This is a genomic window from Aeromicrobium sp. CTD01-1L150 (assembly GCF_041951745.1).
In the GTDB taxonomy this organism is placed as follows: domain Bacteria; phylum Actinomycetota; class Actinomycetes; order Propionibacteriales; family Nocardioidaceae; genus Aeromicrobium.
On record NZ_CP169555.1, the window covers coordinates 2681857 to 2708084 of the forward strand.

Annotated in this window: 23 protein-coding genes; 8 read left to right on the forward strand and 15 right to left on the reverse strand. The window is 68.3% G+C overall.

Annotated features, from left to right (window positions below):
• Positions 1-15 precede the first annotated feature (15 nt).
• The 6 genes from ACEVFP_RS13230 to ACEVFP_RS13255 all read right to left on the reverse strand — a co-directional run bounded on the left by ACEVFP_RS13230 (position 16) and on the right by ACEVFP_RS13255 (position 4403).
• A complete protein-coding gene (locus ACEVFP_RS13230; RefSeq protein WP_374999933.1) occupies positions 16-1284 on the reverse strand; it encodes an acetyl-CoA carboxylase biotin carboxylase subunit family protein in 1269 nt (422 codons plus the stop codon).
• Positions 1285-1371: 87 nt separating this feature from the next.
• A complete protein-coding gene (locus ACEVFP_RS13235; RefSeq protein ID WP_374999934.1) occupies positions 1372-1728 on the reverse strand; it encodes a hypothetical protein in 357 nt (118 codons plus the stop codon).
• A 90-nt stretch (positions 1729-1818) separates the two neighbouring features.
• Complete coding sequence (locus tag ACEVFP_RS13240) at positions 1819-2046, reverse strand: Rho termination factor N-terminal domain-containing protein (protein ID WP_374999935.1); 228 nt, start codon at positions 2044-2046, stop codon at positions 1819-1821.
• A 67-nt stretch (positions 2047-2113) separates the two neighbouring features.
• Positions 2114-2974, reverse strand: a complete 861-nt coding sequence (locus tag ACEVFP_RS13245) for an SDR family oxidoreductase (protein WP_374999936.1) — start codon at positions 2972-2974, stop codon at positions 2114-2116.
• Positions 2971-3159: a hypothetical protein gene (locus ACEVFP_RS13250; RefSeq protein ID WP_374999937.1), complete on the reverse strand. Its 189-nt coding sequence runs from the start codon at positions 3157-3159 to the stop codon at positions 2971-2973. Before ACEVFP_RS13250 ends, ACEVFP_RS13245 begins: the two co-directional genes overlap by 4 nt.
• 176 nt (positions 3160-3335) lie before the next feature.
• Positions 3336-4403: a hypothetical protein gene (locus ACEVFP_RS13255; RefSeq protein WP_374999938.1), complete on the reverse strand. Its 1068-nt coding sequence runs from the start codon at positions 4401-4403 to the stop codon at positions 3336-3338.
• Here ACEVFP_RS13255 and ACEVFP_RS13260 point away from each other — a divergent pair.
• The 3 genes from ACEVFP_RS13260 to ACEVFP_RS13270 are packed head-to-tail and all read left to right on the forward strand — an operon-like array spanning position 4402 to position 5246.
• Positions 4402-4824, forward strand: a complete 423-nt coding sequence (locus ACEVFP_RS13260; RefSeq protein WP_374999939.1) for a cytochrome P450 — start codon at positions 4402-4404, stop codon at positions 4822-4824. The genes ACEVFP_RS13255 and ACEVFP_RS13260 overlap by 2 nt on opposite strands.
• Positions 4825-4881: 57 nt before the next feature.
• Positions 4882-5010, forward strand: coding sequence for a hypothetical protein (locus ACEVFP_RS13265; RefSeq protein ID WP_374999940.1), 129 nt, complete (start codon positions 4882-4884; stop codon positions 5008-5010).
• Positions 5010-5246 carry a DUF6343 family protein gene (locus tag ACEVFP_RS13270; protein WP_374999941.1) on the forward strand — a complete coding sequence of 79 codons (237 nt, stop codon included), beginning with the start codon at positions 5010-5012 and terminating at the stop codon, positions 5244-5246. The genes ACEVFP_RS13265 and ACEVFP_RS13270 overlap by 1 nt, the downstream gene beginning before the upstream one ends.
• Positions 5247-5266: 20 nt before the next feature.
• Here the strand turns inward: ACEVFP_RS13270 and ACEVFP_RS13275 are convergent, their stop codons facing one another.
• The 4 genes from ACEVFP_RS13275 to ACEVFP_RS13290 all read right to left on the reverse strand — a co-directional run bounded on the left by ACEVFP_RS13275 (position 5267) and on the right by ACEVFP_RS13290 (position 13827).
• The gene (locus ACEVFP_RS13275; protein ID WP_374999942.1) at positions 5267-6142 is read right to left on the reverse strand and encodes a hypothetical protein; all 876 of its coding nucleotides are present in this window, start codon (positions 6140-6142) and stop codon (positions 5267-5269) included.
• A gap of 84 nt (positions 6143-6226) precedes the next feature.
• Positions 6227-6775: a peptidase inhibitor family I36 protein gene (locus ACEVFP_RS13280; protein WP_374999943.1), complete on the reverse strand. Its 549-nt coding sequence runs from the start codon at positions 6773-6775 to the stop codon at positions 6227-6229.
• Between the two features lie 326 nt (positions 6776-7101).
• On the reverse strand, positions 7102-11316 hold the full coding sequence (locus ACEVFP_RS13285) for an Ig-like domain-containing protein (protein WP_374999944.1): 4215 nt from the start codon (positions 11314-11316) through the stop codon (positions 7102-7104).
• A gap of 336 nt (positions 11317-11652) precedes the next feature.
• Entirely contained in the window at positions 11653-13827 is a 2175-nt protein-coding gene (locus tag ACEVFP_RS13290) for an MMPL family transporter (protein ID WP_374999945.1), read from the reverse strand.
• A 132-nt stretch (positions 13828-13959) separates the two neighbouring features.
• Between ACEVFP_RS13290 and ACEVFP_RS13295 the strand changes: the two genes are divergently transcribed.
• Complete coding sequence (locus ACEVFP_RS13295) at positions 13960-15120, forward strand: sensor histidine kinase (RefSeq protein ID WP_374999946.1); 1161 nt, start codon at positions 13960-13962, stop codon at positions 15118-15120.
• Positions 15117-15785, forward strand: coding sequence for a response regulator (locus ACEVFP_RS13300; protein WP_374999947.1), 669 nt, complete (start codon positions 15117-15119; stop codon positions 15783-15785). Before ACEVFP_RS13295 ends, ACEVFP_RS13300 begins: the two co-directional genes overlap by 4 nt.
• A gap of 338 nt (positions 15786-16123) precedes the next feature.
• On the opposite strand, the gene ACEVFP_RS13305 is transcribed toward ACEVFP_RS13300, so the two are convergent.
• The 3 genes from ACEVFP_RS13305 to ACEVFP_RS13315 are packed head-to-tail and all read right to left on the reverse strand — an operon-like array spanning position 16124 to position 20735.
• Positions 16124-17689 carry a M81 family metallopeptidase gene (locus ACEVFP_RS13305; protein ID WP_374999948.1) on the reverse strand — a complete coding sequence of 522 codons (1566 nt, stop codon included), beginning with the start codon at positions 17687-17689 and terminating at the stop codon, positions 16124-16126.
• A gap of 46 nt (positions 17690-17735) precedes the next feature.
• Entirely contained in the window at positions 17736-19232 is a 1497-nt protein-coding gene (locus ACEVFP_RS13310) for an FGGY-family carbohydrate kinase (protein WP_374999949.1), read from the reverse strand.
• A 27-nt stretch (positions 19233-19259) separates the two neighbouring features.
• Positions 19260-20735 carry a sodium:solute symporter gene (locus ACEVFP_RS13315; protein ID WP_374999950.1) on the reverse strand — a complete coding sequence of 492 codons (1476 nt, stop codon included), beginning with the start codon at positions 20733-20735 and terminating at the stop codon, positions 19260-19262.
• Between the two features lie 170 nt (positions 20736-20905).
• On the opposite strand from ACEVFP_RS13315, the gene ACEVFP_RS13320 reads away from it, so the two are divergent.
• Positions 20906-21676, forward strand: a complete 771-nt coding sequence (locus ACEVFP_RS13320) for a DeoR/GlpR family DNA-binding transcription regulator (protein ID WP_374999951.1) — start codon at positions 20906-20908, stop codon at positions 21674-21676.
• Positions 21677-21692: 16 nt separating this feature from the next.
• Here ACEVFP_RS13320 and ACEVFP_RS13325 read toward each other — a convergent pair whose 3' ends face one another.
• Together ACEVFP_RS13325 and ACEVFP_RS13330 are read right to left on the reverse strand one after the other, a co-directional pair.
• Positions 21693-22349 carry an HAD family hydrolase gene (locus ACEVFP_RS13325; protein ID WP_374999952.1) on the reverse strand — a complete coding sequence of 219 codons (657 nt, stop codon included), beginning with the start codon at positions 22347-22349 and terminating at the stop codon, positions 21693-21695.
• A complete protein-coding gene (locus ACEVFP_RS13330; RefSeq protein ID WP_375003832.1) occupies positions 22346-23140 on the reverse strand; it encodes a GntR family transcriptional regulator in 795 nt (264 codons plus the stop codon). Before ACEVFP_RS13330 ends, ACEVFP_RS13325 begins: the two co-directional genes overlap by 4 nt.
• A 203-nt stretch (positions 23141-23343) precedes the next feature.
• Here ACEVFP_RS13330 and ACEVFP_RS13335 point away from each other — a divergent pair, with 203 nt between their 5' ends.
• Positions 23344-24759, forward strand: a complete 1416-nt coding sequence (locus ACEVFP_RS13335; RefSeq protein WP_374999953.1) for an NAD(P)/FAD-dependent oxidoreductase — start codon at positions 23344-23346, stop codon at positions 24757-24759.
• A complete protein-coding gene (locus ACEVFP_RS13340) occupies positions 24759-25994 on the forward strand; it encodes an NAD(P)/FAD-dependent oxidoreductase (protein WP_374999954.1) in 1236 nt (411 codons plus the stop codon). The genes ACEVFP_RS13335 and ACEVFP_RS13340 overlap by 1 nt, the downstream gene beginning before the upstream one ends.
• The last annotated feature ends 234 nt before the right edge of the window (positions 25995-26228 follow it).

A 26228-nucleotide genomic window follows, 5' to 3' on the forward strand; every position in this document is an offset into this window, starting at 1 on the left:
TCTCGGCGTCCTCCTCTACTCGTCGAACTCCCATGGCAGCATCGCGACACACCGCTCGTACTTCTCGGTCAGCTCGGCCTCGTCGGCCGCCCCGACATAGATGTTCGCCAGCTCGTAGCTGTAGCTGTCCTGGTGCGTGAGGTCGGACAGTCGGTCGCCCTGCGCGACGACGACGTCGACCGAGACCCCGTCGACCGCTCGCTCGACCTCGGCGACCTCGGCGGGGGTGGGCACCCGGACGACCGTGGCGTCGGCGACACGTCGCAACATCCACTTCGCCGACATCGCGAACTGGCCCCGACGATGGGGCAGGTCGGGCGACAGACCGAGCGCGAGCCGCACCATCGCCTCGTGGTTGGCCACTCCGTCGACCTGCTGGAACAGGTGGTCGTGGGACTGCGAGTGTCTCGGGTTGACCTCGAGCAGCTGGACACGATCGCCGTCTGGTTCCCAGAAGAACTCGATGTTGAAGGTCGAGGAACGCAAGCCGATCTGGCCGATGACCTTCTTGCACAGGTCTGCCATCCGGGAGCGGACGTGCTCCGGCAGCGTCGAGGGGTACTGGTAGCGCAGGAAACTCGGGGTGTCGTCACGAGTGACGGAGTCGATGATGCCGTAGATCTCGATGACTCCGTCGAACTCGAACCCCTCGACCGTGACCTGGTGGCCACCCATGTCCGCCTCGACCAGGCACTCCATGGCCCCGATGTCGGCCAGGTGCGGTGGCAGGTCGACATGACTCATGACGAACTCGAACGGCTTGCCGAACTTGGCGATCCCGTCGCGCAGCTCAGCCAGTGCCTCATCGAGCTGCTGCTGGTCCTTGAGGTGGAACGCGAGCTCTGACGACGTCGACTTGACCGGCTTGATCCACACCGGAAAGTCCATCCCCTCCGGCAACGCGTCGTCCTCGAACGGGTCGATGATCGCGAAGCTGGGAACCTCCTCGATCACTTTCTGCTGCTCCAGACGGCTCCAGTACTTGTGCTCGCACTTCACCAGGCCGTCGAGATTCACCGAGGGCAGCCCGAGTCGGCGGCACAGCATGGGCACCATCGCGCTGACGGGGAAGTCCCAGTACCCGACGATCGCGTCGACCGAGCCGGGGAAGGCCTCCAGCTGTGCCTGCGCATCACCGAGCAGCGTCGCCAGGTCCAGCGTCCCGGTGTTCATCAGCCGATCCTTGTCAAGCAGCGCGTGGAACCTGTAGTCAGCGTGCGGAAGTGCCTCCAGCGTCTCCAGGTTGGACTGGTCCAACCCCAGCACGAAGATGTTGGTCTCCACCGTGCTCTCTCCCTTGCCGTCAGTGTCCGGTGGCGCGCTGGGCCCCGACGACGTGGACTCGCGTCCCAGTCGCTCAGCGGCCCTCTCTCACCACACCGTGACCTCTCGATAGCCCGGGGTCGAGCAGTCGAGTGCACCTCGCACTGCGCCCACGACCGCCGTGTCCAGACCGGCCGGACGGGTCGAGTGCTCCACACCCCGGCAGTCGGTGACGGTGACGGTGGACCCGCGGTATCGGATGACGACGAGGGCGTGTCGAGAGCCCAGCTCACGTGTGAGCGTCGCGAACCAGTCCGGCACGGGCAGCCCCTCCCGCCGGAGACAGACGATGATCTCGCCCTCGGACTCCCTGAATGAACGGAGCTCCGCGAGGTCGTCCTCACTGCCGAGATCGAGGACCACCGCACCCTGACGTGGAGCGAGCGTGGCCGTGTTCGTCGTCATGCGCGTCTCCTTCTCATGCATCCGTCCAGTCGTCTGATCGAGATGTCCCTGCGGACGAGCACACGACGCACTCGTCCTTTCGCTGATCGGTCAGTGGTTGCGCAGCATGTCGATGAGCTCGTCCTTCGTCTTGTCCGAGTAGCCCTCGATGTCGAGCTCCTTGGCACGATCCTTCAGCTCATCAACCGTCCAGTCCTCGTAGGAGCCGGCCTTCCCGCCGCGGTGTCCGACCTGCTTCTCGCTGTCCCGGGCAGCGGCATTGGAGATGCGCGCGGCCTTCTCCTTGGAGGCGCCCTCGTCCCGCAGCTCCTCATACATCTCAGGATTCTTCAGACTGGGGTTGTCATCGCCCCTGCCCTGTCCAGGCATGGTTCCCACTCCTCTCTCAGAAGACCGGTTTGCCACCGGTCACACCCAGCACGGTGCCGGAGACGTAGCTGGCCTGCGCCTCGTCGGCCAGGAACACGAAGGCCGGCGCGACCTCGGCAGGCTGGCCCGCTCGACCCAGGGGTGTGTCGGCACCGAACTGCTCAACCTTCTCCACCGGCTGCGTCGCCGGCTGCAGAGGCGTCCAGATCGGACCCGGGGCCACCGCGTTGACGCGGATGCCGGACGGCCCAAGCTCGGCCGCCATGTTGACCGTCGCATTGTTGATCGCGGCCTTCGTGGCGGCGTAGTCGAGCAACGAGGTGGACGGCTCGTAGGCCTGGATCGAGGTGTTGTTGATGATGCAACCCCGCGTGCTGCGCAGGTGCTTCGTGGCCGCGCGCGTCACCCAGAACAACGCGTACAGGTTGGTCTTGAACGTCTGGTCCAGCCGCTCGTCGGTGATCTGCTCGAGCCCCTGCTCGCGTGCCATCTGGAAGCCGGCGTTGTTGACCAGGACGTCCAGTCCGCCGAGCTCCTCGACGGTCCTGCGCACGACCTCGTCGCAGTCGTCGCGGTCACGAAGGTCGGCCTCGAGCGCGAGTTGACGGCGTCCTGCCGCCTCCACGAGGCTGCAGGTGGTCTCAGCATCACCCTTCTCCTCACGCAGGTAGGTGAACGCGACGTCCGCACCCTCTCGGGCGTAGGCGATCACGACGGCGCGGCCGATGCCGGAGTCACCGCCGGTGACGAGAGCGACCTTGCCCTCCAGCCGGCCGTGACCCTCGTAGGAACGCTCGCCATGGTCGGGGACCGGGACCATGCGTACCGTCTCGCCGGGTGGGTGCTGCTGCTGTGGTGGAAACTGCTCGTCGTTCACGGATCCTCCTCGAACGTCGTCACCGCCCGCTCGTCGTCCAGCTGCTCCACCGGCTCGTCGTCGAAGGGCAGCCGTTCGTCGTCGGCGAGCGCATCGACGAGGCTCTCGTCCGTCGACCTCTCCTCGGGTTCGTTCTCGACCCGCTCAGCACGGCTGGTCTCCGGCTCAGGGAACTGCTGGCTCATGAGGCCTCCTCTCCAAGACTCTGACGGGTGTGTTCCCCTCCGGCGCACATTCATGCGCGGACCGTGCCAAGCCCGTGCGGAGTGACTCGTGGCCAGGCTCGAGGCTCACACGACCTCGGCGGTGCCCACGGTGCCGGTGGCAGCGGTCACCACCGCCCTCATGGATCCCAGCACTCTCATGGATCCCAGCGCAGGAGCCCCACGGCGTCGTGTCCCTGCAGGGCCTGCGTGTCGACCACAGCGACGGCGGCATCGGTGCGACTCGCGCCGGCGAACAGCACGAGGTCGGCACGGATCCGAGCCTTTGGCGATGGCGCGACCGGGAGTCCGGGATGGTCGGCGGGGTCGAGCGTCCCGCGGCCGGCCGCCGCAGGATCGATCGCCACTGTGGCGACGGCGCCCTGCCCCAGCGAATCGGCGACCTCGGCGGCGCCGACGGCCACCGCATGCCGCTGGCCAAGTCGTTCTGCGACCTCCTCGAGGAACCTGTCGACTCGCTCCCGCGCATGGAGACGCACGACTTGCTCGATGTCCTCACACAACGCGTCCGTGCTGCCGTCGCTCGCCCTGCCGGCGCGATCGAGCTCCACCACCTTCGCCGGCCCCTCCTGCAGGATCGACACCACCTCCTGGCGGGACTCCACACTGCCGGCCACGATCACCAGGCGGTGCCCCTCGGCCACGCGGGACTGCGCCAGGGATGCGACCTCACGTGCGTTGTCCCGCCACAGGTTCTCCGCCGTGCGCTGCCACTGCAGGTGTGACAGTCCACCGCCGCGGACCTTGTGGACCTCTGGGCCGCTCTCGCCGGCAGCTTGCGTCCGCCCCTCGGAGGTGTTGCCGCCCACCGTCCTCACGTCGCCGCCTTCGTGGTCGACACGGACCAGCACGAAGGGCCGCGCCTCGGCCTCGTGCATCAGGAGCGGGCCGGGGTCGGGCAGCGGCTCCCACTCCACCACGGGCGTGGTCACCGCGACGGGGATCACCTCATCGACCAGGACGCCCGCAGCGCTGGCAACGATGTATCGGCTGCGAGGGGCCGGGTCGTGCACTGGATCTGCGAGGCGACCCCGGACCCCGTCCACCACTTCGGGCGGCGCCCCGAAGCCATCCAGGTCCTGACCGATGCTCTGGGCCAGGGCCTCCACGGCGCTGGCACCGTTCTCACTCGCCAGGCTCACGTCGGCCAGCACGGTGGCGAACGGCCCTGGCTGGTCGTACACGTTCTTCCATGCCGTTCTCATGTTCGTGACGTTCCCGTCGCGACGGGCCGCAAACGCTCCTCGCTCCAACGGATCGGCGACGCCCGCTCGTGGCGGTCGGCTGGCTGGTGGGCGGTCTGGGCGAGGCGATGGGCACGGCCCCTGCCCTGGGCCAGGTGCCGCGCGTGCCACACGTGACGTCACATGGGACGGTGTGGCGATCCCAGCCGGCTGCCCGATCATCCACGATGTCTGGAGGACCAACCACCACCCGACGTCCTGGCCCGCCCCACACCGTTTCGACCCGGGCCGGTTCAGCAGGACCGCGCGCTCGTGGTCCTGGCGAGACACGTCCCACGCGCCGCGAAGCTCGGGGGCGAACTCCTCGACGGGCCCACGGGCCTGCGCCGCATGCCGCCTGAGCCCCGCCGTCACGTCGTCGTCGGCGGGCTCAGGCGTGTGAGGACAGGGATACTGGGTACGTCCTCTGTGGAAACCAGCCGAGGAGGTCCCGGGACACATGAACGCCGATTCCGCCCGCGTGCTCACCCAGGGTGCTGCACCCAGCACACCGGTGCTGGAGGCGTACGAGACGCTGGACCGTCGTGAGGCCGGCTGGCCCAGGACCGTCCTCGTCGGTGCCGTCTGATGTGGGGCGACCGTTCGGGCCGTGAGCCGGTCAGAGCCCGCAGCCCGCTGCGGCTGCGCCGCGCCACGGCGTTGGTGGGCGCCGTCCTGTGCGGCGTCGCGGCCGTGGTGATCGTGACCACGATCGGCACCTCGTACTGGCTCCCGGTGACCGTCCTCGCCGTGGCCGCGGTGGCCGGTCTCCTCGATGCCGGCATCATCACGCATCGTCTGCGCTCTGGCCGGTCCACGCCCTGACTGCGTCGGCCCGGCTCGCGTCAGGGCTCGAGGTCCGCGAACTGACCCTCCTGTCCGCCACGCACCAGGTTGAGCGAGCCCTCCGGCTCGTACTCGTTGCCGTCACCAGACAGCGTTCCGACGATGATGTTGTGGTACACGGTGATCGGCGCGTTGTTGTTCGAGATGGTCACGTCCTTGTCGAAGTGGTTCGTGCTCTCGCCGCAGCTGTTCCACTCGGAGAAGCCACCGAGCTGGACGTCACCGCCCTCACTGCCTTCCACACGGACGTCGCCGTAGACCTCGGAGTCACAGATCACTGCGCCCCATGTCATGTCGGCCACGGTGAAGTCCTTCACCACCTTGGAGCCGTCCACCGTGACCTGACCACCATCGGCCGCCGTCACGTTTCCGCTGACGTTGCTGTCGAAGAGATGGACGCTGCCTCGGTCGATGCGGATGCCCCCCATGTGCTGGGACTTCGACAACTCGTAGACGGTCAGCTCGTCGCCGTCGGGCTGCTCCGACACGAAGCTCGCCCACACCTCGCTGGACTCGTGGAGGGCGATCATGCCACCGCGACCGGTCAGCTCACCACCCGATACGAAGGCACGGTTGCCTTGCACCTGGCTGCCCGACTCGACCGTCATCCCGTTCTTGAACGTGCTCGACCGGGCAAGAACCCTGGACTCCTCGCCGGCCAGCAGCTCACCTTCGATCGTGACGTCCGTCAGCTCGCAGGAGTCGCCTGCACGCACCTCCAGGTCGCCGGGGATCGTCTCGTCCTCGATCGCGCCGGAACAGTAGGTGAGGTCGTCGGCCGCATGGGCCGCCGGAGCGAACGTGAACGCCACCATCGTGCCGCTGGCCAGCAGTGCCAAGGCAGTGACCCTGCCGCTCAGAGGGCGCTTTTGCATGTGGAACATCCCCTCGATGTTGGACGTACGATCTCGCCGAGCCATCTGAGTTGGCGGAGGCCGCCGCGGGGCAGCCGGGAGCAGTCAGTCACAGAGCCTCACCATGTCTGCGGTGTTCTCCGTCCCGCCCTCCAGCCAGACGTTCTTGTAGACGGCCATCTTCCGCTGAATGATCTGCCAGATGTCACCCTTCCAGGCGAAGAGCGAACCCCACTCGCGGTCGTACTGGTTGTTCCACCATGACGATGTTCGGTTGGTCCAGTTCCAGTGACGCAGCTTGTACTCTCCGCACTTGTAGAACGTGAGGCTGTTCCCTTCGAAGCCGCGCTTGTCGTAGATGCGGACCCGTCCGGCGGGAGGCGGGGAGGGAGCACGGGTGTCGCCCTCGACGGCCAGGGTGAGGACGACGCCGTCCTCCTTCCAGGCGATCTTGTCCGGCGCGACGCGCTCGCCGCCCGGCTTGGAGCTGCGCAGCGCCTCGTCGGCGCGGGCATCGAGATCCGCCCTCTGCTCCGCGGTCAGCTCAAGGCCGCCCTCGGCCGTGTCGTCGGGAGTGTCCTCGGCCGAGGCACCCGCCCCCAGACTCAGCACCATCAGGACCGCGACGACGATCGACAACGTCACACGAGGCATACGTTCTCCTCCTTCGGTTGCATCGGCCGGACGGCCAGACATCTCGTGACGGGTACCCGGCTCGTTCTCCCCGACCACGGCCGCGCCCACCACCCTGCCCAGACGTTCCTAATGGTGTCAACTGATCTGTATCCATTAGTCATGGGACTCGCCGAGCTGGCACGTCCTGGGTGGCTGAGGTTCCCAGGTCACTCTTGGCCGGCCCAGTGCCGCTACCGCCGACGCTTCGCAGGGACCGCGACATCGATGACCTCCGCGGCCGCCCACGTCACCAGCTCGCAAGACCTGCCCTGCCAACGCACCCAGAGCCCCGCGCAGCGGAGCGTCTACTCAGGGGCGAGCGACGCCGATGACCCTGAGAACCACGAACCGGGATCGGGATCGTACTCGGCCCGGATGGCGGCCGTCCCCGCAGGGAGGCGGACACTCCGCTGGACCGCCAGGGCAACACCTGTGGACGCCGGGCCCGCCGACAGCGGACGCCTGCCGAGCTCCTGCAGATCGTCACCGTCCGCGTCGACCGCCCACAGTGTCACGACACCAGGAGGTGGCGGGCCACTGTCACGGTTGCTCACCGTCGCCCGGACCGTCGTCGGTGTCGCGGCTGACAGGTCATCGGTGTCGAGGGAGATGGTCGTCTCGGTCGGGTACGAGACGGTGTAGGTGATCCGGATGAAGCCCGGCCGCGGGTCGCCGCGCTCGTCCCCGGTGTCGGTCTGGATGAATGGTGTGTTCTGCAGCTGCCTGGAGTTCGCGTAGCTGTCGCCCGCGCCGCCGCCACCGCCGCCCGCGCCACCAAGACCGTTGGCGGCCGGATAGGGGCTGCCGCTGCCGCTGTTGAAAGCGCCCCCACCGCCACCACCTCCGCCGCCACCGGAACCAGCGCCACCCCCACCCTCCAACGGGGCGGCCTCGGACCCCGGCTGGTCAGAGAGTGCTGGATCGGCGCCCATGCCGCCGCCACCACCCCCGTGCTCGCTACCACTACCTCCCCGCTGGCCGTCGCCGGCCAGACGGCCAGCATCGCCGCCGTTTCCACCGTGGCTGAGGGTGGATGAGCGGCCGCCCGCTCCACCCCCGCCTCCGGCAAGGGCGAGGAGCCCGGGACCCGAGAGCCTGCTGACTGCGCCTCCGCCGCCGCCTCTGGTGCTGTCGTTGGTCGTGCTTCCGGCCTCTCCGCCGCGCCCGCCGTCGACCCACCCCGATCCACCGAGGCGAGCCACATCGCTCACGCCTTGGTTTCCTGCGGTGATCGCGAACTGCTGCCCCGGGGTCACCGAGTACTGACCGGTGATACGCGCTCCGTAGCCTCCGCGACCTTCGTTCGCGATCGACGCAAGACCTCCCGAGGCCCTGCGGAAGCCTCCGCCCGAGCCGCCCACCACCTCGTAGGTGATCGATCTGACGCCGGCCGGGACGACCCAGTTCCGGCTCACGGGGGTCTCGTTCAACGCGCCCTCCGTCCGTCCAGAGACGGTCACCGTGTGTTGTTGAGCGGCCGTCGTCTGCTGTTGGGCATGCGCTGCCGGCTCGGGCACCGCGGCTGAAGAGCCGGAGGCGATGAGTGCGGTGATCAGCAGGGCTTTCACTCCCGTCCGGAGCGGGCGTCGGCCCGAGCGACCACTGGCGGATTCGCGTTGTGAACGGGCACGTGAGGGCAGGCGGAGGGTTCCGGTCGCCATCAGGCCGCCCACGACGAGGAGCAGCACCGCGATGACGGCGGCCATCCACGACATCGCCGATCCAGCGCCGGGCAGCCACCCCGTCCCCTCCGGGGAGATGTCAGATCCAGTGGGGTCAGGCGTCGACGCCCCGGAACCTCCCCCACCCCCTGATGCTGCAGGCTCCACCACCAGATGGTCGAGATCGGCCTCGGAAGGCTCGTACCCGTCGTCGCCGAGGTAGCGGGCCTCGATGAGGGCCTCTCCGGCGGGCAGGTCGGAGACCGTCAGCTCAGCACCCGAGCCGGCGAGCCCGACCGGTTCGCCCCGCTCGCGGCCGTCGATCAGGAACTGCACCGCACCGGTCGGCTGCCGGACGCTCGGGCTCCGTGGGCCGACCGATGCCGTGACGGTGACCTCCTCACCCTGGAACGACTGGGCGGAGCTGGCCGAGAGATTGACCTGACTCTGGCCCCGATGGACCTGGAGATCGAAGGGGACCGATTCGCTCCCGACGATCGCAGCGGTGTCGCGGTGGACTGCCCGGATCTCGTGCTCGCCCACCGGCAGGTCGTCGACCGAGGCGACGGCCTCGGCACGTCGAAGGTGTCCCGCGGCGCCGGCCGTGCCATCGTCGGTCACCGGCCCGAGGTCGGCCGAGACGATCACGGTGTCATCGGGATCGAGGAAGTCGATCTCGCCGGTGAGGTCGGTGACGGCGGGCTGTCTCAGGGTCACGACAGCGCTCAGCTCGACCGGTTCCCCGTAGGTACTGCTCGGCGATGGGGTACTGCTCGCCTCGACGTCGATCTCTGCCCGACTCACCTGCACATCGGTGGCCGCGCTGCTGGCACCTGAACGCGTACCGGCGGCGTTTCCGCTGTACTCGGCAGTGACGGGACTCGTCCCGACCGGGAGCCGATCGGTCTGGAGCATCGCGCGGCCGCCTTCGACCGTCACTGCCTGGCCGAGCGGTTCGTCGTCGAGGAGGAACTGGATCGCACCGTCGGTCGGCGCCTCTCCGGCGCCCTCGGTCCCCACGGCGGCTTCCAGACTCACGCTCTGGCCGACCACGGCGACCACCGGGTCAATGGCCAGCTCCACGGTCGAGGCGACCGGACCTGCCTCGAAGTTCAACGTGTCCGACTCCGACTCCGTGAAATGGTCGGACCCCTTGTAGGTGATGCGTACCTCGTGCTCGTCCACGGCCTCCGGCCGCACCTCGAAGGTCGTCTCACCGCCGGACAGCTCCGACGTGTCCGTCTCCTCGCCGTCGAGCCACAGCGTCACTCGCCCCTCGACGACGCCCTGCCCCGGAGCTCTCGCGGCCACCACTGCTCGCACGTCGACCGGCTGACCGACGGCGACGGACTCAGGATCGACCCACAGCGAGACCGACGTGTCGGCCCTGTCCGTGGCATGTTCTCTTCGGTCACTCGACTCCTGGAAGCCGCTGGCACCCAGATACCTGGCCTCGAACGTCGACCCGCCGACCGACGATGCCTCGACGGTGAACTCTGCCGAGCCGTCGCGAAGACCGACGGTGCCGACCGGCTGGGAGTCGAGAAGCAGCTGGACCTCCCCCGTGACCGGGCCGATCCCGGGTGGCGCCTCCAGCGGAGCGACGTCGACATCGATCGAGAGGCTCTGCCCGTAGACCGAGCGTTCGGGGTCGATCGTCATCGTCGTGCTGGTCTGCACCTCTTGCACCGTGACATCGGTCGTCCCGTGCGAGGCACCCATCGCGGGGTGCGCAGCCGTGGCCGGTGCGTAGGCAGCCCGGATCGAGGCGGTGCCCTCGGGCAGCTCCACGTCGTGCGCCGTGGCCACCGCGCGTCCGCTCCCGGAGCTGCCACTGGCGAACTCCGCGCCGAGGTTCTGCACGAGCTCACCGTCGGAGTCCATGGCCCAGAACCCGACGCTCCCCCGCGGTACGTCACCTGCATCGTTCTGGTTCTCCACCTGGGCGTTCAGGGTGACCGCTTGACCGGCGTGCGGAGCCTCGGGCTCCACGGACACCGTGGTGGTGGTGTCGAAGACGTACCGGATCGTGACGAAGCCGTCACGCCGCTCCCCGCTGTCCACCCCGAAGGTGTGGTCCTCGACGACCGGGTGCACCATCCGGTCCCCGGCGGCGCCCCCACCTCCGGAGCCACCGCCGACGCCCCCGCTCCCGCCAGCGCCGCCACCACCGGAGGAACCTTCAGCGTTGACACCTCCGCCGCCACCACCGCCGCCGCCGGCGCCACTTCCCGATGCGCCCGACCCGGCTGATCCACCGTCACCGGTCGGACCTCCCCCGGAACGTTCCCCGCCAGAACCTGCGGCCACGCCCTGACCCCTGCCGCCGTCGTACGCTCCCCTGTCGGGTCCGTACTCCCCGCCGTTCCCACCGTGCCAAGCGTCCAGGCGCCCCCAGCCTCCACCACCACCGCCGCCGCCCGCGACGGCCAACACGGAGAAGTCGTCGCTGCTGCCCACCGGTCCGAGCAGGGCACTCGCGCCCCCGCCGCCGCCACCGGCTCGGGCGCCTGTCCCGGGCCATCCACCACGGTGTCCGCCGTCGCCTCCGTGGCGGAACCCGATGCCGCCGTTGCCACCACTGGGCGGCGTCGGCACCGGGTTACCGCCCATCGTGGAGCCATGGAACCTCAGGAGCTGTCCCGGCTGCACGTCCACGGCGCCGGTGACCCGCGATCCGAAACCACCCAGACCGTTCCACGTGACCTGCCCGCCGTCCCAGAAGCCTCCGCCGCCGCCGGAGGCACCGACGACTTCGAACTCGAGGCGACTCACCCCCGCTGGGACCGTCCAGTCCGTACCGGCCGGGTCGGTGAAGGTCTCCTCGTTGACCGCGTGCGCGGGCGATGGCTGGGCCATGACACCCACCAGGCACAGGGACGCAATCGCCGCGACCGCCACGAGACACCGCAGAGAAGCCGACCGGCTCGGCAGGAGATGCATGGATGTCCTTTCCAGCCTGTCGACCGACACCTCGGCGCGTCCGAAGCTCACTCGAGGAGAGTAGGGAGCGCGAGCCCCTCCGCGCATGAGTAATCACTACCGATATGCAGGCCGCCGGGGACCGAGGACGCCGGCCTCGAGGCCCGCCTGAGGTGGCGTCCCGGACAGTGGTGTGGTTCTCGGTAGTCATCTCGATGAGGTGAGCCATCGTGTGATGGTCAGTGAGGACCGACCGATGAACTCACAGAGCGGTCATTCCGTCCTCGAAGCCAGCGACGGCGGGCCTGCCGCTACCTCCATCGGCTCCTCCGCCGACGCAGGGTCGAGCTCCGGCAGCAGCCGATCCAGCCACCTCGGCAGCCACCAGTTCGCGCCGCCCAGGAGCTTCATGGTGGCCGGGACGAGGACCAGGCGTACGACGGTCGCGTCGAGGAGGATCGCGGTGGCCAGTCCGACTCCCATCATCTTCACTGCCGGGTCACTGCCCAGGATGAAGCCGGAGAAGACCGCCACCATGATCAGTGCAGCTGCGGTGATGGTGCGCCCGGTGCCGGCGATCCCCGCGATGACCGCACGGGTGTTGTCGCCGTGGCGGCGGTACTCCTCGCGCACTCGTGACAGCAGGAACACCTCGTAGTCCATGGAGAGACCGAACAGGATCGCGAACATGAACAACGGGATGAACGACACGATCGGCACCGCCTGTTCCACACCGATCAGGCTGGCCGCCCAGCCCCACTGGAAGACCATGACGAGCACGCCGTACGCCGCGCCGACGCTCAGCAGGTTCAGCACGACCGCCTTCAGCGGCACCAGCACCGACCGGAACAGCACCGTGAGCAGGAGGAACGACAGCAGCAGCACGGCCAGCACGAAGCGCGGCATCCGCTCCTGCACCCGGTCACCGAGGTCGGCGAAGGTGGCAGTCTGACCGCCGACATGGGCGGTCGGCCCACTGCCATCGAGCCCCGTGCCGTCGAGCCCCGCGCCCTCAAGCACCGCGCCCTCAAGCACCGTCGGGAAGACGTCGCTGCGGAGCCTCTCGACGGTCTCCTGAGTGGCTTCGTCTTGGGGAGACGTGGTCGGCTGCGCCACCAGGGTCGCCACGCCTGCCGTGAGATTGATGGCCGGGTCTGCGACCGCGGTGATGCCCGGGTCGGCTGCCATCGCCGCCGCCAGGGGCGCCACGACGGACGCGTCCCGGGAGATGTCGACCGCGACCACCAGCGGCCCGTTGGCCCCGGGGCCGAACCCGTCGGCGATCAGGTCGTAGGCCCGGCGTTCGGTCCTCGACTCGGGCTTGGTCCCGTCGTCCGGGAAGCCCAGGTTGAGCGCGAGGACGGGGGCGGCCAGGGCGATCATGAGGACCGCTCCGCCGACGAGGTACGCCGTTGCGTTGCGGGTGACGTGAGCGCCCCAGCGGTACCAGACGGTGCTCGGCCGGTGCGGCGTGCGCCGGCGTCCGTTGATCCGGTGCCCCGCCAGTCCGAGCAACGCCGGCAGCAAGGTGACCGAGGCAAGCACCATCACGAGCACCATCGCGGAGATGGCAACCCCACCACCGGTCACGAACGGGATCCCCGCGACGAGCAACCCGAGGATCGCCACGACGACCGTGCCGCCGGCGAAGATCACCGCCTGTCCTGCTGTTGCCAGGGCTCGGCCTGCCGCTTCGGCGACCGGCATCCCCTGGGCCAGGTGCTCGCGGTGCCGGGTGACCAGGAAGAGCGCGTAGTCGATGCCGACGCCGAGCCCGACCATGGCGGCAAGCTGCGGCGCCCACACCGGGATGTCGATCAGGTACGTCACCAACTTCATCGAGGTGGCGCCGATGACCAGACCGAACAGCGCCATCCCGATCGGCAGACCCATCGCGACGAAGGAGCCGAAGGCGATGAGCAGGATGACCATCGCGACCACCAGCCCGGCGACCTCGCCGAGCGCCATGGGTGGTTCCTCGAACGCGAAGAACAGATCGCCTCCGGTCTCCAGCGTCAAGGACGATTCTTCACGCAGGTCGGCGACGGCGTCCTTGAGGTTGTCCAGGTCAGAGGCTTCGAGGTGCTCGACCGCGGGGTACTGCACGCGCACGAGCGCGATGTCCCCCTCCGGCGAGACGTTGCTCGTCGCACTCAGCACGTTGGGAAGGTCTGCGAGAGCGGCCTCCACCGGCGCCAGCTGCGCCGCAGCGTCCCGGGCTTCGATGACGACGTGGGCGGTGATCCCGCCCTCGTCGGCCTGGGCCTCGGCAAGCAGCTCCGCAGCCTGGTAGGAGTCGAGGCCGGGTGCCTCGAAGCTCTCCTCGAGATCGCGCCCGAAGGCAACGGAGGAGGTGATGACGACGAGCGCGAGGACGACCCAGGCGCCGATGGCCACCCAGGGTCGGGTGGCAGCAGACCGGCCGAGCCGGTAGAGGAGATTGGACATGCCTCGACAGTGGCCCGGTGCCGAGCGATCCACATCGGGCCAAGGAGTGGTCAGCTCCTCGGCCGAAAGTACGGCGAGCAGCTCGCACTTATACCCCGTACGACAAGCGTCACCGCCCTCTAGGTTGGAGAGGTGTTCGCTGCCTTCGTCCGCTCGGTCCTTGCCGAGCCCCGTGCCCCGGACCCGCCAGCGCGGGTGTGGTGGGACTGGGCGCTGGTCGGGGCCTTGCTGGTCACGGCCGTGGGCGAGGCAATCTTCCGCGCCGACGTACCGGCGCGGCCCTTGGCCACCGTGGTCGCACTCCTGGTGATCCCGGTCCTGCTGTGGCGACGCACTCATCCACTCCTGGCAACCGCGGTCGGATTCGGCGGCGCGATGGTGCTGCACCTCCCGATGATCCTCGACGACGTCGCCAATGTGGGGCTGAACACCATGGCCTGCGTCCTCCTGCTGCCCTACGCGTTGTACCGCTGGGCGTCCGGGCGCGACGCACTGATCGGCACGGCGATCGTCGCCGTACCGGTGGTCCCGGGCCTCGCGGCCGCCGAGACCGCCGGGGACCTGATCGGTGGCGCCACCGTGGTGGTCGCGGCGTTCGCCCTCGGGGCCGCGATGCGCTACCGCGCGGTGGCGCACCAGCGTGAGGTACAGCAGGTCCGGACGCTCGAGCGCGGTGAACTCGCCCGCGAGCTGCACGACATCGTCGCGCACCACGTGTCGGCCATCGCGATCCAGGCCCAGGCAGGGCGGGCGGTGGCAGCCAACGAGCCGGTTTCGGCGGTCGAGGCGCTCGCAGTGATCGAGGCGGAGGCGTCGCGGACCCTGCACGAGATGCGCACGATGGTCCGGGTGCTGCGTGACACGAAAGGGGGCGACGGCGAGGCGGCCGACGCTGAGCCAGTCGAGTACGGGCCGCAGCGGGGCATCAGCGACCTGGACGAGCTGACCCGGATGAGCCCCCTGGTGCAGGTGCACCGCGGCGGCGACCTCGCTGGCCTACCGCAACCGGTGGAGGCGGCGGTCTACCGGATCTGTCAGGAGTCGGTCACCAACGCGATCCGGCATTCACTGAACGCCACGGCGGTCACCGTGGAGGTGTGGAGCGACGTCGGCGTCGTACGGTTGCGTGTGCACGACGACGGAGAAGCAGCCCGCCCCGGAGCAGGAGTGGGCTACGGCCTGCTCGGGATGGCGGAACGAGCCAAGCTGCTCGGCGGCGCCTGTCAGGCCGGGCCGGACCCGGTCGGCGGCTGGACCGTCGAGGCGACCCTCCCGCGGGAGGTGCCCCGGTGACTGGTTCTGCGACCATCCGGGTGGTGGTCGCAGACGACCAGTTCCTGGTCCGCACCGGGCTCACCACGATCCTCAACGCACAGCCCGGGATCGAGGTCGTCGGCGAGGCAACGGACGGTCACGAGGCGGTGGCCGTGGCACGCGAGCTGCGTCCCGACGTCTGCCTCTTCGACATCCGGATGCCCGGCATCGACGGCGTCGAGGCCACTCGCCAGCTCGCTGGCCCAGGCGTGGAGAACCCCCTGGCCATCGTGGTCATCACGACCTTCGACCTCGACGAGTATATCCATGGCGCCCTCAAGGCCGGCGCCCGAGGCTTCCTCCTCAAGGACGCCGGGGCCGAGCTCCTGGTCCAGGCGATCCACGCAGCCGCGAACGGCGATGCGCTCATCTCACCCGACATCACCCGCCGCCTGCTCACCACGCTGGCGGGCCTGGAGCGAGCCTCCCCGCCGACCCAGCCGATCGAGCCGCTCACCGAACGCGAGGAAGAAGTGCTGCTCACCGTCGCCCGCGGCCGTACCAACGCCGAGATCGCCGACGAGCTGCACATCACCCTGAGCACGGTGAAGACCCACGTCGGCGCACTGATGAACAAGCTCGGCGCCCGCAACCGCGTCGAGGTCGCGATGTGGGCGTACGAGACCAGACGCGTCAAAGGATAGGCCCGGCTGACCTCCGATCGCATCTACGCAGATGCACTCCCCTAGTCACGGCGGGTAGATGCGCCCCGCTCCTGCGGCACGCGCGAACGGCCCCGTTCTCAGGCTCGCAGTACCGCCGCGGACTGCCGGTGCCGGTGAGAGCTTGGCGAAACCATCACCCGGGCCCATGGCCGCGGCGACCCGGCAGTATGGGTTCCGTGCCCAACGTCAGCGACGAGATCGACGCCGTCACGGCGCTGGCCTGACCCCGTCCGATCAGCATCGGCTCACCCCGCACTGGCTACGACGACGATTCATGTGTCCCGCCCCACTACTGGTGCGCTCACTCGATGATCCCGCTACGAGGTAACTTTTCTGACCTCACAACGGGGGCCACGCTCGTCGCTGTCCGGGACAGGGCCGTGGACAACCTGCTTCACCAGCTTCGGGGCGTCAGTCCAGGGGTAGAGCGTTCGCGGAAGGCGGCGGAACGGCAGTCGGTCGATAGAGGGGGCGGCGGAGCCCGGGGTGTCGGTCTCGCAGATCTCTCCGGCGAACGCCTCGTAGGCGGCACGAAAGGAGGTGTTGGCCTTCACTGCGACTAGGTCATATAGCGTCGGCTCGACTCCGTGGGCACGGAAGAGCTGGGGGTCGCCGTTGCCGGCCATCCACTCGCACACCACCACGTCGAGCGAGCCGAAGGAGAGCACTGCTGTTGGGCCGATGCGTTGCACCATCCCCCGACCGGCTGGGCCTTCTTGTGAGAAGACGCCGTCGTGCAGGGACTTCACGTAGCCCTCGGCCTCGATGAACGGCACGGTCGTGTCCCGGCTGGCGCCGACCCGGAACGTGCCCCGAGCGCCGACTCCCAGCTCATGCGCCCGGTGTGCGGCCGCGGTGTCGTTGACGACGGCGGCCGCTTTCACCCCGGAGTCGAGTTCGAGAAGTCGGGCGGGGACGGCCATGCTGTCCCCGGGGGCGCCGGCGTTGCAGGAGTCGGCCGAGTCGACCAGGATCACCGGTTTGGCGCTGTCTGGCGACGCGGCCCGATCGATCACGTCGTCGATCGACCACAGTGACGTGGCGAAGTCGTGCCGGTGCGAGTAGAGCGCAGCGGCAAGCTCGAGCGCCTGCTCAGCTGCCACGTCGGGAGTGTCGGCCACGGCCAGCACGGCGGAGTGACCGTCAGGGACGTCGAGCCACGGTTGCATCTGGTAGATCGAGAAGTCGCGCAGCGTGCCGTCGGCGACCAGCGCCTTCCCCCGCTCCATCAGAGCCTTGAACGGTCCGGACCGTGTGTTGTATGCCGAAGCCGAGACCACCATGGGGATCGGCACCCAGGCCGTCACCGGGAAGGGCTCCTGCGGTGTGGCGGCGGCAGCGGCCAGCGCGAGTTCAGCGGTCCTGCGTCCTGTCTCGACGTAGTCCACGTGCGGGTAGGTGTGGTAGGCGCACACGTAGTTCGCGGCACGGACCAGGTCCTCGGTGATGTAGCCGTGCAGGTCGGTTGACGCGGCGATCACACACTCATCCCCAACCAGCTCGCGCACCCGGCGTGCGATCAGTGCCTCCGGGTCGTCGCACTCGGTGGTCTGCAGTGCACCGTGGAATGACAACAGCACCGCGTCCAGAGGAAGGTTGCGCTCGATCTCCGGCAGCAGCCGGTCAAGGTAGTAGTCCATCACCTGTTGCTCAGCCGTCCCACCGCTCTGGCAGGACATGGTGATGGCGTAGGTGACTTCCGTTCGGTGCTCGGACTCCTGCAGCGCCTCGATCATCCCGCCGATCGCACACTGCGTGCCGGCAAACGCACCGACCACGGCCTCACCTTCCAGCAGGCCGTTCTGCCTCCAGAAGTCCATCGAGGAGGTGATGGGGGTGAAGGAGTTGCTCTCCTGGCGGAACTCCGATACCAGAACACGCATGGGACGTCTCTGCCTCTCTGCTGATGCCGGGGTGGTCATGGGTGGTTCAGGACGCACCGTTGAGCTGGTCGAACACGCCGGCGAGCGCCGGGTGCAGCTGCTGGTGGGCGGCATAGAGCCGGTCGTAGGTCGCGGCGTTGCCGGGATTGGGGTCGAAGCGGCGACCGATGATCCGCTGCTCAGGAATCTCAGATGTGTTTTCGACATGGCCCAGGCCGACCAGCGCGCTGCAGTAGGCCCCCCACGCCCCGAGCGTTCCCGGGTGCTCAGGCACCTCGACGGTCCGTTGCAGCACGTCGGCGAGGATTTGCATCCACACCGCGTTCAGGGCGCCACCGCCAGCCGCGAGCACCACGGGCAGTTCGTCGCCCGTTCGGGACACGAACTGTTCCACGCTGGAGCGGTGGGCGAAGCAGATGCTCTCCATCATCGCCCGCACCATGTGGCGCCGGTCGTGCTGTGGCGTCAGGTTGAGGAAGAGACCCTTGGCGCTCTTGCTCAGCGGGGGCAGCTCGCCGTTCAACCAGTGCGTGGCCAGCAGGTTACCGGAGCCCGCAGGGATCTGAGCGACCTGCTCGCTGACGAGGTCGTGGACCTGGGCGCCGAGCTCGCGCTTCTCGGCCGGATAGAGGGTCTCGATAGACCAGTCATAGGCCAGACATCCGGACTGCAGGGCGTAGGTGGCGCCCTCGCGTCCGGGTCCGAGCGTGAAGTGCAATGGCGCCGGTGACCCTTCCCGGCTCTCGACGATCTCCACGAACCAGGAGGACGTGCCGAAGTACAGGTGGGTGTCCCCCGACTCGGCCCGACCTGTGCCCACGGTGATGGCGGGCAAGTCACCGAAGCCGTTGAAGACCCGCGTCGCTGTCGTGAGTCCAAGGTCAGCGGCCGACTCCTTGGTGAGGAAGCCCACCTCGGCGGTGCTCGGCCGGGCGGGAGCGAACTTCTCCAGGTCGGCGTCTAGCCCCGCGGCGCTGAGGATGGCGGCGTAGCGAGCGGAGGTTGCCTCGTCGGGCGAGTGCACGAAGTCGTCGGACGGCTCGGTGCACACCACGCCGGTGGCGCGCCACTTCAGGTAGGTGTTCAAGCCGACGACGTGGTCAGCACGTCGCCACACGTCGGGCTCGTTCTCTTTCAGCCACATGAGCCGCGGCCAGTACTCCTGGCCGGTGCCCACAAGCTCCCCCGCCTCCTCGTTCAACCGCGCCGCCTGCGACTGTGCACGAGCGTCGAGCCAAAGCATCGCCGGGCAGAGCGCCCCTTCCCGTCGACTCAAGGGGATGATGCCCTTCCAGGAGGCGACCGGGACCAACGCGGTAACCTCGCTCGGGTCGACCGCACCTGCGGCGACCACGGCTCGGCTCGCGCGCGCCACAGCCGCCCACAGGTCCTCCGGGGCCTGCTCGGCCCCGCCGGCATCGGTCTGCGTCAACGGGTATGACTCGTTGGCTTCGGCCAGGACCCGTCGATGCTGGTCGATGAGCAGCGCCTTGAGTGAAGTCGTGCCGCAGTCAACGGCGAGAACCAGATCGTTCGTCTGCATCATGTCAGTGTGGGTCGAGGCTAACCGTCACGCCGTCGCGGGGCCAGAGTCCGCGTACTCCTTGTTCCCCTTGGCCACGGCGAAGAACTCCTCGACCTCCGGCTCAGGGCCCGTGCCCGGTCGCGCCAACGTGGTGGCGACGCCAACGACTGCCGAGAGCGCCACGCCTACCGGGCTGACGAGGTGGTAGGGGAAGGAGAACAGCAGCGCGATCGAGACGTACACGACGCCGGCGATCATGCTGAGCAGCGCGGCCAGAGTCGTGAAACGGCGCCAGTACAGTCCCGCCAGGATCGGGAAGGCCAGCAACGCAGTGAAGACCGAGACGTAGGTCAGTGCCAGCAGGATACTGCCCACGAAGGTCAGGGCGAACAGCAGTGTTGATGCGCCGAGGACGAGGAACACGACGCGGCTGGCGTTGATGTAGAAACGGTCGTCACGGTCACGGAAGGCGTAGCGGCGCAGCAGGTCGTTGACGACGATGGAAACCGCGGCATTCCAGATGGCCACCATGGTGGTGATACCCACGAGCAGCAGCGTCACCAGCAGCAGGCCCTGCATGATCGGCGAGGTGTAGTCCAAGACCAGGCGCGGCAGCGCCTCCTCCGGAGCATCCAAGTCCGGCATGAGCACTCGGCTGAACATCGTGGCCAGAACGACGAGGCCGTAGAGCACCGTGATGAGGACGGTGTTGATGATCATGCCGCGGTAGGCGATCGACTCCGTCCGGGCGGAAAAGATCCGCTGACCGTACCAAGGGGCTGCGAGGTAGAGCATGATGTTCTGGAAGCCCCACGTGAGCACTGCGGCGAAGCCGTAGGCCTCCAGGTCCCACACCGGCTCGAACGACAGGAACTGGGGCTCGAAGACATCACCGAGCGAGCTGAAGCCGCCGGAGTTTGTGTAGGCAACGATGAACAGCACGGGCACGAAGACCAAGATCATCCCGTAGGCGAACACGTCGAACGACAGCGCGGTGATGAAGCCGGCCGCCAGTGCGAGCACCAGGCAGAGCACAGTTATCGCGACGACCGTGGGTACCGGGTCGACGCCCAGCAGCACTGCGACGATCACCGACAGGCCTGCCAGATAGGTGGCCGGAGCGATCCAGGTGAACGTCAGGGTGATCACGCTCGCCAACGCTCGCGTGGGCTCGGAGAGTCGCCCGGTGAAACGTCGTTCGAAGTACTCCGCGATCGTCGAGATCTGCAAACGACGGTACGGTTTGGCAACCGTCAGCGCGTAGATGCTGAAGACGAAGATAAAGATCAGCGACGTGTAGTAAATGCCGACCGTGCCATAGAGATAGGCAACCGAGGCGCCACCGATCAGCGTGGCGGTGTTGAACTCAGCTGCGCCGAGGGTGCCGACCAGGGCAGGCAACCCTGTCCGTCGGCCGTTGAGGTTGAAGTCCTCATAAGCGTGCGCGCGACGAGCCGATCGGATGGCCAGTGCGACGAGCACTGCTCCAAAGACGGCAAGAATCGTGATCTTCGCAGTCACAGGGAACCTTTCGAAGTAAACGGCGGAGTGCAATCAGTCACTCCGACCGATTCCGTGGAATGTTGCCCGAAAGTGCCTGTTCGTGCAACCGTCCTGCACAGATTGGGTGGAATTGACCTGCTTGGTAAAGTCACGGCGGTCAGAGACAGGCATTCACAAAGGAATCCACCATGACACTGCTGGCGACCACCCGCCGCTCACGCATCATGGACCTCCTGCACAGCCAAGACAGCGTCCGCACCGAGGAGATCGCTCAATCCCTCGGCGTCTCGGTCGAGACGGTCCGCCGGGACCTGGCCCGGCTCGAGCAGAGCGGTGAGCTGACCCGCGTGCACGGCGGAGCGGTGGCAGCAGCCGTCCCTGGCTCCACGGAACCGGCGTTCGATACCCGTGAGGAGATCGCCGCCGAGGCCAAGACAGCCGTTGCGCGGACTGCCGCGGAGCTGATGACCTCAGCCCACACCATCTTCATCGACATCGGCACCACGGCGACCACCGTGGCCCGTCAAGTCCCTTCGGACCTGCGTGCCACCGTCATCACGCCCTCCATCCGCGTTGCCCAGATCCTGGCCGAGCACCCCAGCCTCTCGGTACTCATGGTGGGCGGTCTTGTCCGCGCCGGCGACCTCGCCACCTCCGGCGCTACGGCTGTCGACTTCCTGCGGGAGGTCCATCCCGACGTCGCCTTCCTCGGCTCCGGCGGGCTTTCAGTCCAGCACGGCCTGACCGACTACGAGCTGGGTGAGGTACCGGTCAAGCGCATGGTGCTGCACAACAGCCATCGGACCTTCGTGCTGGCCGACTCCTCCAAGGTCGGTGTGGTCGCGCCGTGGCACGTGTGCGCCCTGACGGACATGACCGGCGTGATCACCGACTCCGGCCTGCCTCGTCGTGAACGCGAAAGCCTGGAAGCCGCCGGCGTCGGACTGCTCATCGCCTGAAGCGACCAGCGGCCGGTCAACCACGCCAGACGGTGGCGCGCGCCCGCACCGCGGCCGGCAGTGCTCGCAGGGTTCGCTCCGACGGGCCCACCAGGACGGGTTGCCGGGCGTTCTGCAGCAGCGGCAGGTCCGCGTCGGAGTCGGAGTAAACGATGTCGAACGGCGGCATGTAGTCCAGCTCGGCGGCCTTCTGCAGCTTTCGAGCGCCGTAGTGATGATCGGCCATGGCCACGCCCCAGGGACGTTGCACCAGAGTGCTCGCCGCGACTGTCACGTTGGGTTCATCGAGCAGCGAGACCCACGTCCGCACGAACGGCTCGAGCCCGGCCGAGGAGACGAGCACGCGGTCACCACGGCGCACGTGGTCGCGCAGCACGTCGCTCGCCCGCTCGGGCACCCGCGAGGCATCGGCGTGCAGGGTGTGGGCCAGCTCGCGGAGCTCGGACTCCACCGCATGCATGCTGCGGCCCAGGCCCAGCGCCCCCACCACACGCTCGGACCACCGCGTCCGCGACGGACCATGCCGGTCACTCAGTGCGAACCCCGCGGCAGTGAACGTGATCGGTGGCAGGAGCCACGGGGCACGCCGCAGCCGCCGGCGCAGAAAGTCAACGGTGGAATCGCCTCGGATCAGTACTCCGTCGAAGTCGAAGACGACGGCTCGCCCGCTCATCGAGCTCTGGGGTCGAAGCTTGCCTCGACCTCGAACTCGGCGCGGTCAGCTCGATAGACGTCTTGGGCGAACTCGAAGCAACGGCCTTCGGCATCGTAGGTCCACCGCGTCAGCAAGATGCCCGGTGAGGCCGAGCGGATCATCAGCCGACTGCAGGAGGCATGGTCGAGCACGATGGAGCGCACCAAGGCACGGGCACGAGCAGGGATGATCGCGTACTCCTCACGAAGCAGCTGCCAGATGGATTCATCCAGCGACCGGTCGAGCAGACCCGGCGTCAGCTCACGGTGGAAGTAGCTGGTCTCCAGCGCGATCGGTTCGCCGTCGGCATAGCGCAGACGGCGCACGGCGTGGGCCGGGCCATCCCCGAACTCCGTCATCACCGCAGGCACGTCCCGGGTCTCTGCCCACAGCAACTGGGCGGCTGGTCGCTTGCCGGCGCGGGCCAGCTCGTCGCTGAAGCTGCCGACGTGAAAGGTCACACGAGGCTCAGCAACGAAGGTCCCCCTCGGGGGACGACGGTAGACCAGGCCCTCGGCCTCGAGCAGCGAGAGCGCGTTGCGCGCCGTCATCCGACTGACGCCGTGGGCCTCGCTCAACTCACGCTCTGACGGCATCAGGGTGTGCGGAGCGAGTCTCTCGCTCGTGATCTGCTGACGCAGTACATCAGCGATCTCCACATACTTCGGCGAGGACGCGCTCGCACGACGATTCCCCGGCACAGTTGACACGCTAGCAGCGCTGGGCTGTACCGTCTGCCCTACACCAGATGGTCTAGACCAGATACCCATGGTCGACCCGTGACGATCTCGGCTGACACAGGAGGGTGCATGAGCGACGGGCACGAGAAGCCCTGGCCGACCACCGAGGACGTATTCTCGCCAGCCGGCACTGTCCAGCAGCAGTCCGACCCACGAGCCGCTGACTTGGCGAGTCGGGAAAGGCGCGCCCCGACCCGCTCGTGCCGACCCCTGCAGTTAACAAGGAACCCGACATGATCGACGAGCAGGACCGCACCTTCGACTTCGTCGTCATCGGCGCAGGCATCGTCGGCGCGGCGGTGGCCAGAGAGCTGGCGGCGACCCGCCACTCGGTGGCCATGCTGGAAGCGCGCGACGACATCGGCGACGGCACGTCGAAGGCCAACACCGCCATCCTGCACACCGGCTTCGACGCCAAGCCAGGCACGTTGGAGTCACGCATGGTGGCTCGTGGGTACGAGCTACTGGGGGCCTACGCCGAGAGGACCGGCATCCCGGTCGAGCGCACTGGCGCCCTGTTGGTGGCATGGACGGACGAGGAGCTGGACGCTCTCCCCGGGCTGAAGGACAAGGCCGAGCAGAACGGCTACGACCGGTGCCGGATCGCCACCGCGGAGGACGTCTACACCCAGGTCCCGGACCTGGGGCCGGGGGCACTCGGCGGGCTCTCTGTGCCCGATGAGTCCATCATCTGCACCTGGACGACCAACCTCGCTCTCGCGAGCGAAGCTGTCGAGCGGGGCGTCACTCTGCTGACTGGGCACCGGGTGGAGGCCGTCGAGCGCTACGGTCCGCACTCGCGGCTGCTGACTTCCCAGGGACCGGTAGTGGCGCGGTGGGTGGTGAACGCCGCCGGGCTCGGCTCGGACTGGATCGATCGAGCCTTCGGGTACGACCGGTTCACTGTGACGCCGAGGCGGGGAGAGCTCTTCGTCTTCGACAAGCTCGCCCGCGCCAAGGTCCCCAAGATCGTGCTCCCGGTTCCGTCGTCCAAGGGCAAGGGCGTGCTTGTGAGTCCGACCATCTACGGCAACGTCATGCTCGGCCCCACCGCGGAGGACCTTGAGGACCGCGAGGCCACCGGCACGTCCGAGCAGGGCTTCGACTTTCTCCTCACTAAGGGCGAGCGGTTGATGCCCACCCTGCTGCAGGAGGAGGTCACAGCCAGCTACGCCGGCCTGCGCGCGGCGACCGAGCACGGCGACTATGTCGTGGAGCTGGATCCCGACCATCGGTACGTGGTGCTCGGCGGCATCCGCTCGACCGGGTTGACGGCGGGCATGGCGCTCGCCGAGCACACCATGGGGATGTTGGCCGCCGCCGAGGTCGACGTCAGCCCGCGACCTGAAGCGCTGCCCCCGGCTCCCCGAATGCCCAACATCGGTGAGGCCGGCGTACGGCCCTACCAGGACGCCGAGCGGATCGAGCGGGATCCGGCCTACGGCAGCGTGGTCTGTTTCTGCGAGCGCGTCACGCGCGGCGAGGTGCGGGACGCCTTCGCCTCGACGGTTCCCCCGGTGTCGATGGAGGGCCTGCGTCGGCGGACGCGACTGATGAACGGTCGCTGCCAAGGCTTCTTCTGCGGCGCCAATGTCCAGGCCCTGCTGGAGTCACGCGGCAGCACGAGCGACCTGGAAGGCGGTGCTTGATGAGCCAGCACGTCCGCGTGGCCGTGATTGGCGGCGGACCCTCTGGCCTGGCGGCAGCCACGGCGCTCACCCCGATCGTCGGTGGGGAGGTCCGAGTCTTCGATCGCGAGAAGCAGGCGGGGGGTATCCCCCGGCACAGCGACCACCCGGGCTACGGCATCCGCGACCTCCATCGATTCCTCTCCGGACCCGAGTACGCGAAGCGGCTCGTGGAGACGGCTCAGCGATCCGGCGCGGTCATCGAGACGGAGGCGATGGTCACGGGTTGGGTCGGGGAGCGGACCTTCGAGGTCACCTCCCCTCAAGGGCGGCGTGCTGTCGAGGCGGACGTGGTGGTCCTGGCCACTGGGGCACGAGAGCGTCCCCGGCCGGCGCGCCTGATCCCCGGCGACCGCCCGGACGGCGTCTACACCACCGGTCAGCTGCAGAACCTTGTTCACATGCACCACCGGCAGGTGGGTGAACGCGCCGTGATCATCGGGGCTGAGCTCGTCAGCTGGTCGGCCGCGATCACCTTGCGCGAAGCGGGCTGCACTCCAATGGTGATGACCTCTCTATACGAGCGGTCCGAGGCCTATGCCGCGTTTCGGATGTTCGGACGTGCCGTGCTGCGAGTGCCCGTGTCCCCCCGGACCCGCGTCGTACGCATCAATGGCCGTGGGCGGGTCTCGTCGGTCGAGCTGGAAGACACTCGCACCGGCACTCGTCGCGTGATCGAGTGCGACACAGTCGTCACGACGGGTGACTGGATTCCTGACAACGAGCTGGCCCGCGCACAGGGCATCGAACTCGACCCATTGACCAGGGGGCCGGTGGTCGACGGTGGGTTGGCCACCAGCGCTCCCGGCATCTTCGCGATCGGCAACATGGTCCACCCCGTGGACACCGCCGACGTTGCCGCCCTCGACGGTGAGCACGTGGTCACCTCGGTGCTCGCGTGGCTCAACCGAGAAGCTCCGCGTGCGCAGGGCCCTAGGCTCGAGGTCGATCCACCACTGCGCTGGGTAGCGCCACAGGTGGTCAACGCCGACCGGCTCCCGGCCCGCGGCCGACTTCTCCTGTGGGCCGACGCGACGATCCGCTTTCCGACAGTCACTGTTCGCCAGGGTGGCCGCGTCGTCGCACGAAAGAGAATCCCTTGGCCCTGCGCACCAGGGCGGGTCTTTCGTGTGCCGGCCCCAGTTCTGCGTGACGCCTCCCCCGAGGGCGGTCCCGTGCGCATCTCTGTCGACTGACCGCAGGCGAACGATGGCTTCGGCGCAAGGTTCTGATGTGCCCGCAGACCGCTTCACCGCTCGACACTTCGAATCGCCGGTGATGTGGCACACGACTAAAGATCCGACGCTCCTGCGCAGCGCCCCGACCGGCTCGGGGGCCGTCATCGCCGGCCCACGGTTGACTTCCACCCGGGCCCATTTCTGAAGTCCTCTGACCTACTACTCTTCCCTCGAGGAACAGATCCGCGACAG

Coding starts and splice junctions, on each gene's coding strand:
- ACEVFP_RS13235 (WP_374999934.1), bottom strand. CDS start 1,728: ATGACGACGAACACGGCCACGCTCGCTCCACGTCAGGGTGCGGTGGTC.
- ACEVFP_RS13240 (WP_374999935.1), bottom strand. CDS start 2,046: ATGTATGAGGAGCTGCGGGACGAGGGCGCCTCCAAGGAGAAGGCCGCG.
- ACEVFP_RS13250 (WP_374999937.1), bottom strand. CDS start 3,159: ATGAGCCAGCAGTTCCCTGAGCCGGAGACCAGCCGTGCTGAGCGGGTC.
- ACEVFP_RS13260 (WP_374999939.1), top strand. CDS start 4,402: ATGTTCGTGACGTTCCCGTCGCGACGGGCCGCAAACGCTCCTCGCTCC.
- ACEVFP_RS13255 (WP_374999938.1), bottom strand. CDS start 4,403: ATGAGAACGGCATGGAAGAACGTGTACGACCAGCCAGGGCCGTTCGCC.
- ACEVFP_RS13265 (WP_374999940.1), top strand. CDS start 4,882: ATGAACGCCGATTCCGCCCGCGTGCTCACCCAGGGTGCTGCACCCAGC.
- ACEVFP_RS13270 (WP_374999941.1), top strand. CDS start 5,010: ATGTGGGGCGACCGTTCGGGCCGTGAGCCGGTCAGAGCCCGCAGCCCG.
- ACEVFP_RS13275 (WP_374999942.1), bottom strand. CDS start 6,142: ATGCAAAAGCGCCCTCTGAGCGGCAGGGTCACTGCCTTGGCACTGCTG.
- ACEVFP_RS13280 (WP_374999943.1), bottom strand. CDS start 6,775: ATGCCTCGTGTGACGTTGTCGATCGTCGTCGCGGTCCTGATGGTGCTG.
- ACEVFP_RS13285 (WP_374999944.1), bottom strand. CDS start 11,316: ATGGCCCAGCCATCGCCCGCGCACGCGGTCAACGAGGAGACCTTCACC.
- ACEVFP_RS13290 (WP_374999945.1), bottom strand. CDS start 13,827: ATGTCCAATCTCCTCTACCGGCTCGGCCGGTCTGCTGCCACCCGACCC.
- ACEVFP_RS13305 (WP_374999948.1), bottom strand. CDS start 17,689: ATGCGTGTTCTGGTATCGGAGTTCCGCCAGGAGAGCAACTCCTTCACC.
- ACEVFP_RS13310 (WP_374999949.1), bottom strand. CDS start 19,232: ATGCAGACGAACGATCTGGTTCTCGCCGTTGACTGCGGCACGACTTCA.
- ACEVFP_RS13320 (WP_374999951.1), top strand. CDS start 20,906: ATGACACTGCTGGCGACCACCCGCCGCTCACGCATCATGGACCTCCTG.
- ACEVFP_RS13325 (WP_374999952.1), bottom strand. CDS start 22,349: ATGAGCGGGCGAGCCGTCGTCTTCGACTTCGACGGAGTACTGATCCGA.
- ACEVFP_RS13330 (WP_375003832.1), bottom strand. CDS start 23,140: ATGGGTATCTGGTCTAGACCATCTGGTGTAGGGCAGACGGTACAGCCC.
- ACEVFP_RS13335 (WP_374999953.1), top strand. CDS start 23,344: ATGATCGACGAGCAGGACCGCACCTTCGACTTCGTCGTCATCGGCGCA.
- ACEVFP_RS13340 (WP_374999954.1), top strand. CDS start 24,759: ATGAGCCAGCACGTCCGCGTGGCCGTGATTGGCGGCGGACCCTCTGGC.